The organism is Brevibacillus sp. AG162 (assembly GCF_006715575.1).
Lineage (GTDB): Bacteria > Bacillota > Bacilli > Brevibacillales > Brevibacillaceae > Brevibacillus > Brevibacillus brevis.
In genome coordinates this window covers 36,990-48,216 of record NZ_VFNO01000018.1, presented here as the reverse complement: position 1 = coordinate 48,216, position 11,227 = coordinate 36,990, and the positions used below count along the sequence as shown (strand labels likewise).

At 54.3% G+C, this 11,227-nt stretch carries 2 protein-coding genes; both read right to left on the bottom strand.

Annotation, left to right across the window (positions count from 1 at the left end):
- Positions 1–7,559: aminotransferase class III-fold pyridoxal phosphate-dependent enzyme (locus FB479_RS30190; RefSeq protein ID WP_142067645.1), on the bottom strand; the 7,559-nt coding region annotated here is incomplete at its 3' end.
- Entirely contained in the window at positions 7,556–11,194 is a 3,639-nt protein-coding gene (locus tag FB479_RS30185; protein WP_370511720.1) for a type I polyketide synthase, read from the bottom strand. The genes FB479_RS30190 and FB479_RS30185, both read right to left, overlap by 4 nt.
- Positions 11,195–11,227 lie beyond the last annotated feature (33 nt).

The window sequence follows — 11,227 nt, the reverse complement described above, 5'->3', positions numbered from 1 at the left end:
TTAAGCTCTCCGTAGCAAAGCGTCTGCGTGTCAAAAATGGCCGCTGGAGCATCCGGATAGGCCCTGGCCATTTTTTCAAACAGCCCGTGCACCGTCTCCTCCTGGTCATACGCCACCGCTGTCGAGTTGAACTGATTCAGGATCAGATTCGTCTCCTTTTCATCGATCATCTGCAGTTCCCCGAGAGCTTTATCCGGTTGAGCAGTCAAACTCCTCACTACCTGTGTAAAATGGCGTGCGATCCGTTCCGCCGTAGAAGTTTGGAACAACTTGGTCGCGTATTCCAGCGTGAAGCGCAGCTCTGATCCCTCTTCATAGGTGTGCAGAGCAAGATCAAACTGCGCCGTACGTCCATCCAGCTTGACCGGCTCGATCTTTAAATCGTGTAGTTCGGCTTGGACAGAGCCCATATTGTCAAACACGAACAGGGTATCGAATAGTGGATTGCGGCTGGTGTCGCGGGGAAGACCCAGACGTTCTACCAACCGCTCCAAAGGATACTCTTGATTGTCGAATGCGTCCAAGCACGTACCTTTCACTTCCTGGAGGAAATCGCGGAAGGTGCGAGCGGCATGCGGACGCCCCCGTAACGGGACCGTGTTGACGAACATCCCGATCAGCCCTTCTGTTTGTGCTGTCGGACGGCCTGCGACTGGAGATCCCACGATGATGTCCTCCTGCATAGTGAACTTGGCGAGCAGCACTTGGAATGCCGCTAGCAGCACCATGAACAAGGTGGAATCCGTTTTCAGAGCAAGTTCTTGCAAAGCCTTGGATAACTGGCTGTCGAAGGAAAATGCATGGCATGCTCCTTCATAACTCTTATTTGCCGGTCGCGGGAAATCGGTCGGTAACTTCAACAATGGCAATTCTCCTGCAAATTGGCTGAGCCAATACGCTTCCTGTTCTTGACCGAACTCACTCTCCAACAGTGTCTGTTGCCATTCGGCAAAGTCTTTGCTCTGCAATTCGAGTGGCTGGAGAGCGCGCCCTTTCCAACTGCTTAGCAGGTCGCGAAACAAAATGTTGACCGACAGTCCGTCTGCTATGATGTGGTGCAGATCGAGAAAGAGCACGTGTGTTTCATCACCAACCGTCACCAATCTGGCACGCATCAACGGGGCCGTTCCCAGATCAAACGGGCGGAGAAACGAATTAGCCATGCGGTGGATGTCGCCCTCCTCCCCGTCGCCTTCCTCAAGGCGCAGGCTAATGTCGTCATGCACGATCTGCCAACACTCTCCGTCATCAAAATGGAACGATGTGCGCAGGCTCTCATGGCGATGGACCACCTGCTGCAATGCATACTCAAGCGCGTTTCGATCCAAGTGCCCGGACAAACGAAATGCAGCCGTCAAATGATAGGCCGTGCTGGACGGATCGAGCTGGTTCAGGATGTATTGGCGCTTCTGTGCGGAAGAAGCCACATATCGCTCCTTGCTACGAATCGGCATGATCGGTGGCCGTTCGCGCGCTGTACTCCTATCTATGAAGCGGGCCAATTTAAACACGGTCGGATGCTCAAAGATCGTGAGAAGAGACAGATCGTTCCCCCACTCCTCCCTTATACGACCGATGATCTGAGCAGCCTTGAATGACTGGCCTCCCAGTTCAAAAAAGTGATCGTGGACCCCGATATCCGGTATCCCGAGCACCTCTTGCCAAAACGTAAGTAAACGGCGCTCTGTATCCGAGACAGCCTTTCCTCCGAGCAATTGCCGCTCCTGACACTGAAGTTCTCGGCCGAACAAGTCTGCGGTCAATCGTCGACCGCGTATCCCCAACGACCGCAGTTCTTCTCCCTGTCCAGGTAGAATCGCATACAGGTCTCCGTACACGCCGAGCGGAGCCGGGCGTCCCGTGTGTTGAAGTGCCACCAAGCTCACACCAGGTAACGCCCGTCCAAACGGTACGGTTTCAAGCGGATGTAAGAGGGCGTCCCCAACCTCATGAACTGCAACAAACTGTGCAAGTTCATCGGGACGATACAAAACGGTCACGGACGAACCAGGCGCCAGCCGCTCACGAAACGAATTGATGTCCGATCCGCTCAGCCGTTCATTGCCAATAGCCAGCCAGCGGATTGCATGCGATGGCTGGTACAAAGCGCCATCCTGCAGGGCGGATACCGGAACAGCGTACACCGTGGAAACATCGGCTGGGCCTTCCTCCGCACCCGCCGCTCGTGCGATCCGGATCAAGGATTCACGATCAGTCGGCAGCAGGCTGTCTGCTAATGTGAGTCGATCCTCTTGAGTGATGTTTAGTGCGTTCGCGAGGGCCAGATCACCTCCGTCTTTTCCCTTCCGAGACTCAGACAAGAACTGAGGTGGCTCCCCGTCCAGCTCAAACTCGTCATGGAGAACCCCGGGCGAGGCCACGATCTGCTCTAAAAGCGACAAAAACTGTGCGGTCCAGCGTTGCACAGACTCGCTATTGAACAATTCGGTCTTGTAGTCAAAATCCAAGAGCATATCCCCGTCCACTTCCACTGCGTTCAAGGTGAGTTCATATTTTACATATTGGATTGGATAGGCTACCATATCGGTCTTGATACCATAAAGCTGGGGTTTTCCCACTTGTCGATCCAGGTTGAACATCACTTGTACATCTGGTATAGTGGTCCCTTTCGCCAAGGAACTAACCGCCACATGCTGGTTCTTCATCGCGCTCGCCGAGTCGTGCTTGACCTTTTGCAACAAGTGCGCAAAAGCATCACCGCCCTCTACCTGACAGACGAAAGGCAGCACGTTGGCACATTGTCCTACCAAGTAGTTTTTAGGCATGTCAACCTGTCCTGCCGTAGGTATGCCGATGACAAATCGGTTCTGTCCGGTCAGTCTATACAAAAACAGTTGGAATACCCCAAACAGGGTATGAAACAGCGAGCATCCCTGATGACGACTGAACTTTTTCAATGACTCTAGCAACGGTGCCCCTACTTTGATGCGAAGGCGTGCGCCGGAAAACGAGCGTTGAACTGGACGTGGCAGATCCAAGGGCAGATCCAACGGAGGTATTGGTTCGGCGAATTGCTCCCTCCAATAAAGGACCATCTCTTCCCCTTCACTGCCACCCTGTCGCTCCGCCAGCCACTCTACATATTCGCGGAATTGCACTGGCTCGGGCAACGAGACCGGAATATGCGTGCATCCCTCCCGATAAATCGCTTCCAACTCGCCTAGTAAGACAGCGGTCGACCACCCGTCCGCCATCAGATGGGGCAATATGATGACCAATTGGTGACGAGTCGGTCCCTGCTTCAACAAGTACAGTCGAAACATCAGAAGGCTCTCCAAATCGATCGGGTGCTGTGCTTTCGACTCCAGCCAGTCACGAAGACGGTCCGCCTGTTCCGCTTCCGTAAAGGCTGTAAAATCAACGACCTGAATGTCGATTGCTGGGGACGCCTCTAGCAGGAACCCGTGTTCATCCACCCTCGTGGCTCGCAAGATCTCATGGCGTTGTACGATCTTCTGCACCGCGCCCCGCAAGGCTTTCGTGTGTAGCGGGCCGTCGAGGTCAAGGATCACATATTCGTTGTACGCCATAGATTCCTGGTGGCCGATCTGGGTATGAAGCCAGAGGTTGCGCTGGCCCTCTGTAAATGGAATCCGTTCAATAGAAGAGGCATCACGCTCCTTGGCTTGTGTCAACTTTGGGAGGAAACCGCCTTCCCGCATAGCCTCGACGCTGTTGATCACCGCGTTGATCAGACGATCCACATCTTCATCGGTGTGTGCCGACGACAAAAAGCAATTGCGGCCTTCCCATACATAAATCCCGTTGTCGAGCAGGTGATAGAACAACAGCTCAAGATCCCCACTCAGGACAAAGCGGAAAAGCGAGCCGAAATGCACCATCTTGATCGGCACTTCCGTTTGTTCAAAATACTCATTGAGAGTTGTGACCAATCGTGTCGTGCGCACATTAATCCGCTCTTGTACCACCGCCCCCTCAGCTCGAAGGTGGTCAAGCATTGCACGAATCGCAGCCATTGCCAGCGGATGATGGCAGAACGTCCCGCCAACCAGAGTACGGGTGCGGTCGCTTTGCGGATAAGAGTCATCTCCATATTGCCAATCGCCGCCATCGATCGAATTCATATATTTGGATTTGCCTGCGACAACACCGACCGGAAGCCCCCCGCCCATGATCTTGCCATATGTTGCAATATCCGCCTGAACTCCGAACCACGCCTGGGCACCGCCAGGGTGAATTCGAAAACCTGTAATTATTTCATCAAAGATAAGGGCAATGTCCCGCTCCTTTGTGACTTGCCGCAATTCCTGTAAAAACTCACGCGGTTGCAAGTCCGGTCTGCGGCTTTGTACCGGTTCGACCAATACACCCGCGAGTTCATGGGCGTGACGCTTGATGATCTCCAGCGATTCGGGGTCATTGTACTTCAAGACCACCACATCACCAACAAGATGATCGGTGATCCCCGGTGCAACTGGAACCGCCTGAACGCCGCCTGCAGAGTGACGCCGGGCCAGTACGCCGTCAAACGTTCCATGGAAAGAACCTTCAAACAAGGCGATCTTGGAACGGCCGGTGACTGCGCGCGCTAGGCGTAGTGCGACCATGACCGCTTCGGTGCCGGAGTTGAAAAAGGCAATCCGTTCCATGCCAGTAAATTCTGAAATAAGCTGTGCCACTTCGCCTGCCAAAGGATTCATCGGGCCAAGCGGCATGCCCCGGAGCGCTTCTTCACGTACCGCCTCCGTTATGAAGGAAGGCGCATGTCCGAGCAGATGCACTCCAAACCCCATCGAGATGTCGAGATATTCACGTCCGTCTACATCCCAGATTTTAGAACCTTGGGCTCGTTCGGCGATCACTTGTACAATCATTTCTTTCCAGGCAGGTTTAAACCCCGCCACGTTTCGATTGTTCGCTAATACCCTACGAAACTTTTGAGTCATCTCTTTGGTCAGCTTGAAACGCTCACTCAGACGCGCCGCCAATTCTTCTACATGTCGTAGCTGCTGTTCAGACATGGTCGAGGGAGTCAGCGCCAGTTTCCGATACGGAATAAAGACTCCCTGGTCTGGCTCGGTAGATCCTGTATCCCCCTCATCCCGGATCTGTTGAACGGGGCTCGCCGTTGCGGTGGCGGCAGTTTGCAGAAACGCAGTTTGCGCCTTAGTCATATCTTGTGAAGGCTTACTAAGGAGTTCCAATTGCATCGACATCACCTGCAACTGCTGGGCCAGCAATCGCTCCAAATCAGATCCCCCGGCCGGAGGAAGATTACGAGCGGCTTGAGTAACGTCAGGAGCGACGAGATTTGACAACACCTGTTGAACAGGAGTGTTGTGAACCGACACGACACTCGCCTGATAATCTACGAGAGCATCCGGCGATTGTGCCGGCAGGTGCTCCGTTAGGTATGCGGCTAGCGCACCAGGCGTAGATAGTTCTTCGTAAAACTCGCCGAGCGGAATCTCCAGCCCATAATGGTCCTTGATCCGCTCACTCACTTGGACGAGCATAAGCGAATCAAGTCCCATTTCAAAAAGATTGTGTTCAGCGGAGATCTCAGCTTCGGAGATGCCTGTTATGTCCTGCACCGTTTGCTTAACAAATGCCAGGACTGTCTCTCCGTGCTTTATGGCCGCACTTTCATATGCCTGACTCATAGCGATGCCCTGCTCCTTTTTCGATAGATTGATCGGAATGTCGATCCAGCAACGCGTCCGTTCAAACGGATAAACAGGTAGGGAGGCCTTGTTCCAAACCTCATCCTGATAAACGAGGTTCCAAGGAATGTCTGCTCCTTGTACGTAGAGGATGCCAAGTTCGACAAGCAACTGTTCTCGGGCCTCTCCTTGTCTTTCCATTATCCATCGCGCCAACCAGCCGTCTACATCCGGCCCCTCAGTGTCCGACTTCTGCAACATCAGAGCTGAGCTGCTGTAAACACCTTCTCCTCCGCTAAGCTTCGCCAGCAGATCTGCTCTGCTCGAAGCTAAGATTGCCATGCGATGCTCATACTGCCCGCGCCCCAACGCCGCCGTCTGACACAGATCAGGCAACGATAGGTGTTCACCACTCATCAAGCGATGTCGGTATTGCTCTTTTAGAGCGGCCAGACCGCTCTTCGTTTTCGCCGACAAGGGCAACAGCCAGATCTTTTCTTCCTCCTTGCGGGTCTTGGCTCGTTTCGGTGCCTCTTCCAACACCACATGGCAGTTTGTGCCGGACAGTCCGAATGAACTGATGCCGGCACGCCTTGGGATTCCGTCTGTCGCCCATGGCATCAAGCGATCGACGACGTAAACAGGAGAATCTTCAAATCGAATCTGCCGATTTGCTTTCATAAAATGAAGCGAAGGCGGCAACTCTCCATGCTTCAAAGCGAGGATCGTCTTAATCAGCCCAACGAGACCAGCCGCGTTGTCCAAATGCCCAACGTTTGTTTTAACCGAGCCGATGCCACAAAATTGTGTGCGTGCTGTATGGCGACGAAATGCTTTTCGTAAGGCGTCGATCTCAATTGGATCGCCCAGTTTTGTACCGGTTCCATGCGCTTCCAGATAGGTGATTGTTTCTGGGGACACTCCGGCAGCCTGCCAAGCATCGAGCAACAACTGCTCTTGGGCCAACACGTTGGGAGCTGTCAGTCCGATTGAATTGCCGTCTTGGTTTATCGCGCTACCCTTGATCACCGCATGGATCTGATCCCCGTCATGCAATGCCTTATCAAGGGGTTTTATCAGCACTGCAACCACACCTTCACCGCTGCCTGTGCCGTCCGACGAATCGTCGAACGTTTTTGCCCGTCCGTCGGAAGCCTGAATCCCCATACGCAATTTGCCTTTTTGCCGCAGGTAGTTAATTCGAATCCCGCCGACCAGCGCCTGTTCACAATCACCGTTGCGGATCGCCTGACAGGCGACATGCAAGGCAACCAACGAAGAGGAGCAAGTCGTATCTATCGCCATTGATGGCCCACGAAGGTCAAGCAGATAAGCGATTCGGCTGGCCACGATCGGCGAGAGGTTACCAGGTACCGCCATCGACACTGCATTCGGTTCAACAGTTTGAATCATCTGCATGTAATCGTGCAATGCATCCGATCCATACCCGATGTAGACACCTGTCTTGCTGCCGCGAAGCTGATTCCCTCCATAGCCCGCTTCTTCGATCGTCTCCCAAGCGGACTCGAGGAACAGGCGCTGTGCCGGGCTCATCAAAGAGGCTTCCTTTGGGGTCAGGCGGAAAAAGCGATAATCAAACGCATCGATCTCTTCCAAATACGCTCCTAGTTCGTAGTCGTGGGACAACTTTCCGAGAGCTTCCAGGTAGCGGTCTTCATCTTGACGCCTGCGCGGCGGAAGCGGTCCAATCGAGTCGATCCCTGCGCGCAAATTCTGCCAAAACTGATCAGGCGTCCGGGCGTGTGGCAATCGTACCGACATCCCGATCACGGCCATTTCAGCAGTCTGCAAGGTATGTTCGCGCTTCAACCGCGTGAGGAGTTCCACGCCGATGTTCCGATCTACCCTGCCAGCCAAGATCTGTTCGAAGAGATATGTGGTCGTGTCCTTCATCGGTTTCCCTCAAGTCTGTGATAGTCTCGTACAGTTTCTTCCAGCGTTTTCTCCCCCTGTTCCACCGCAGTGAGCAACGCTCGAATCTGCTCACGCAGTGACTCTTCGCCTCTGTCGCCCGACAGATCAAATTGCCCGGAGATCTGTTCGGCAATCTTGGCGATGGTTGGGTAGGCAAACAGGTCGGTCATCTGCAAACGGCCAGGGTATCGTTCCTCCAGATGAGCGTGTACCTTGATGATGTGGATCGAATCGCCGCCGATCTCAAAGAAATTATCGTGAACGCCAAACTCCGCAAAGCCCAGCACTTCCTGCCACACCGACGCAACATCCAGTTCCTGGTCAGTGTAGTCCCCTTGGGCCTTGCCACTCAGTTTGATCGACCTGCGAGGCGTTGAACTGCTCTGCTTGGGTTTGGATTCAGGCAGGCTCCACGTCCGCAATCCCTCCTCGATTTCTAGCGGCAATTGTCCGCTCAGTCGTAGCACCGGGCTCGTTTTGTTCAAGATACCGATTACCGCTCGGTCGATACGCTTAGACCATATGCCCGATAATGCTGTCAAAGCGACGTCTGGCGTCAGATAGCGGAACAATTCCCGATCTTGATCCACCGGCGTCTCGGGCATGCTCACCTGCCAATACGGCCAGTTGATCGTCAGCACTTTACATGCGTTTAGGCGAGCCTGCGCTGCAAACGAATCCAAATAGGAATTGGCAGCTGCATAGCTGCCACCGCCGTGCGAGCCGACTAATGTCAACACCGAAGAGAACAGCAAGAGAAAATCTGGTCGGTCAGCCCGGATCGCTTTCTCCAACTGCCACGTCCCCTGCACTTTCGGCCAGAGTACCGCGGTATAAGTGTCCCGCGAGTCGGTCACAACGGGAGAACCGTTCATCCCCACACCAACTCCGGCACAATGCACAACGCCGCATATGCGCCCCCAACGCGACCGCACACAACCGAGCGCCCGTTCCAAAGACACCTCATCCGCCACATCCGCTTGCAGGACGAGCACCTCGGCCCCCGATTCTTCCAGCGATTGAATGCGGGCCCGTGTTTGGGCATCTGCTGTATCTGCCGTGCGGCTCAACAATGCGAGGCGAACGCCCGCCTTGGAAGCAAGGAAGCCTGCCATCTCCAGACCGAGCTTTCCAAGCCCGCCTGTGATCACATAAACTCCACCCTCATGAATCTCTACCGTTTCCTCTGACAAATCGTCAAGTTCGAGGGTCGTCAAACATTCAACATAACGAACGCCGTTACGATAAGCGACTCCATAGGGAGTTTCCTCCGCGCGCAATTCCTCGATCAGGACTTCTATCGGGGTCACCGCATCGGTGTCAATGCTTCGACATCGCAACAGTGGCTGTTCCCATCGCATTGTCTTGCCTATACCGAACGAAAGCGCATGGTGAGCATATACAGGATTCTGTCCATCGGTCACCGGATGAGCCCAGGCCGAAAGGATCACAATATCCAAAGGATTTGTTCGCTCCGCTTGCCCTAGCGTTTTCAGGAGTTCCAAAAAACCGTACATCCCCTGCTCAAGCGCTTCTTCTAAGCCTGATCGGGTAGCTACCTCTCCCTCGATTCGCCAGTTCCGCGCATCGATCACTCTGTTGAACTCGGTGTCGCCGAGCGTTTGCAATAGGTCCTGGTACGCACGTTCCCCGTCGCCGAGTGTGTAAACATCGGTGCCACCGCACGAGAAAGCGTTTTCCGTCACTACTTCAATCACCCGTCCACCCGCATCACGCATTTGATGGGACAACTTGGTGGCGTGCTGTGATCCATCATGAAGCAGCAGGCTTGCGCCAATCGGCACACTTCCTTTGACAGCTGACACCGCCTGCCATCCAGCCCGGTAATGCAACGGCTCACTGGCCTCCTCGATCTCCAGCCAGCAGCGAGTCATCTCGAACGCATAGGACGGTAGAGAAACTCTTCGTCCTCCCCTTTTTGCGTGCAACAACTCCCAGTCAAACGCGGCACCATTCACGTACTGCTCACAACACTCGTGGAGGCGGGCGGGATCGAATTCTCGCTTTTCCCCAGTCTCCTCCGGCTTGCAGTGACCGTACAGTATCTCTTCGATGCTTTCTCGGCTGTTCAGCGCCTGCTCCAGTTTGTCGAGCAGTTCAGAACGGGTATGTGCCCAAAACACCAGCCTGTGTTCCCAGTGAGTACGACCTGTGTTCAAAGTACGACATACATCGGCCAGTTCGATCTCCTCATGTGCACACAGATGATCGAACAGATTGGTCACGGCCCGCCGCAATGCCTGAAGCGAACGAGCTGACAGCGTGATGATTTGAACACCTTCTGCCGCGGGTACGCTTGGCGGGGAAGGGGCCTCTTCTAAGACGACGTGGCAATTTGTGCCCGACAATCCAAATGAACTAACCCCGCAACGGCGAGGGCCAGCCGATTCCCAATCCCGCAGGCAGTCGTTGATGTAAACGGGAGAATTTTCTAACGGAATCTTGCGGTTAGGGCGTTGGAAGTGCAGCGTCGGCGGCAACTCGCGATGATATAAGGCGAGGATCGCCTTGATCAGTCCGGCGATTCCGGCTGCGTTGTCGAGATGACCGAAATTAGACTTGACCGAGCCAATCGCGCAAAACTGTTTACGATCCGTGTATGCGGCGAAGGCCCTACGAATGCCGTCTATCTCGATCGGATCGCCAAGCTTGGTGCCTGTGCCGTGCGCCTCCAGACAGGTGATCGTGGCAGGATCGATGCCGGCGTCCCGCCACGACCGCACAAGCACTTGTTCTTGCGCGGCTGCGTTCGGAGCCGTCAGTCCATTCGAGCGGCCATCTTGATTGATTGCACTTCCTTTGATGACCGCGTAGATGTGATCCCCGTCTTTTTTCGCCCTGTATAACGGCTTAAGCAGGACGGCAGCAACACCTTCCCCAGCTCCCGTACCATCCGAGTCATCATCAAACGTGCAGGTTCGGAAAGTCGAGGATTCGATCCCGACCTTCCCCTTACGTAGCGGCAAGACATGCACCTGCACTCCACCAGCGATCGCTTGGTCACACTCACCGTTTCGTAACGCCTGACAAGCCAGATGCACGGCCGTCAGCGAGGACGAACAAGAAGTGTCAACCACAAGGCTCGGCCCTCGCAGATCTAGTAGATAAGAAAGACGGCTGGGTAGCATGGCGTTCAAATTGCCCATCATCGCCGTCGACAGATCCGATCCGTCGATCGTTTCGACCATGCGCTTGTAATCCGCTTCCGAACTCGAACCCACGTAGATACCTGTGCGTGTGCCACGCAGCCTCTCTCCACCATAACCGGCATCTTCAATCGCCGCCCATGCTGTTTGTAGGAACAAGCGCTGGTTCGGATCCATCAAGGATGCTTCCTTGGGCGACATACGGAAAAACGCATAATCAAATCGGTCGATTCCGTTGAGGAACCCCGCTTCGCCCGCGCGCAACATTTTTGCGTCATATGGCACGCCAGTGACTTTTAAGTAGCGAATCAGATCCTCCAGACGATCATATGGCAGTTTTTGCATACAATCGGCTCCCGAACGCAGGTTTTGCCAGAAACGTTCCGCAGTATCCGCCTGAGGAAAGCGCAACGAGAGACCGATCACTGCGATGTCCTTGCTATTCATTTTTTGAATCGCCTGTGCTTCGACTGATTGATC